General features: G+C 48.5%; 1 protein-coding gene. It reads right to left on the reverse strand.

Annotated elements, in window-relative coordinates; translation table 11 throughout:
• Nucleotides 1–1,028 (reverse strand): hypothetical protein (locus tag A3762_RS05745; RefSeq protein WP_156493271.1); only part of this gene is annotated, 1,028 nt, incomplete at its 3' end.
• Nucleotides 1,029–1,067 lie beyond the last annotated feature (39 nt).

Below are 1,067 nucleotides of genomic sequence, written 5' to 3' on the forward strand. Positions count from 1 at the left end.
GCCGTATCTTCATCACCTGTCGCAGGGGTCATCACCAAGGTTGGCGCATCCGCAACAGCATCAACCTGCACCGTAATTTGGTGACTACTGATCTCGACACTCTGACTCACTCCCTCAGGGTCAACATCTTCGGTCGTCACTTCAACAGTTAAGGTGATATCCTGACTATCATGGAGACTAGGCGTATAACTTAATCCCGCTAACTCTCCAACCGTTAAATGATATTTTCCATCCGCATCCATGACGCCAGCAGACAGCAAGGCATTAGCCGGCACACCACTAATCACAATGTCTGTGATGCTTTCCGAACCATCCGCGTCAGGTTGACTAATATCAAGATTTAACGCGATCGCTGTATCTTCATCTCCACGTGCTGATGCCACTACGACAGCCTGTTCTGACACGGGCAACACTTCTACATTAAAACTAATCGTGTCACTCACTTGGCTAACGAGGCCTGACTCAGGGTCAACATCATTCACCAATGCCGTCGCACTCAAGATAAAATCATCACTACTATGTGCCGGTGCTTGTATGGTTAGACTCGCTAAATCGTCAATATTCACGATCCAAACACCACTACCCTGATCGGCACCCGTTGAAAGCTGCGCGCCCTCCGGAACACCCTCGAAACGCACCGCAGTAATCGACTCAGAACCATCTAGATCGACAAGATCCGCCGTTATATCCAGGCTAATCGGTTCATCTTCGTTTCCGCTAATGTCGTTCGCTTGTAACGTTGGGACATCCGCCACTGGGATAACTGAAACATGATATTGTGCGGTGCTACTTGCTTCTGTAATCACACCACTATCTGGATCTTCCTCCTGATGCGTCACCATAGCATCTAGCGTGAAGTTAGTACTGTCATGCAACGGAGGCGTTAACGTCAGCGCTGCTAGATCCTCGGCCAATACGGTCACTGTATCATCAGCATTGACCGTACCGTGGCTAAACACTGCGCCGTCTGGCACTTGCGAAAACATAACGCTCACAATGCTATCTGGGTCGACATTACCTATGATCATACTGAAGATATCCAATTGCATTGAACTATCTTCATTTAC

It is taken from the genome of Oleiphilus sp. HI0125 (assembly GCF_001635355.1).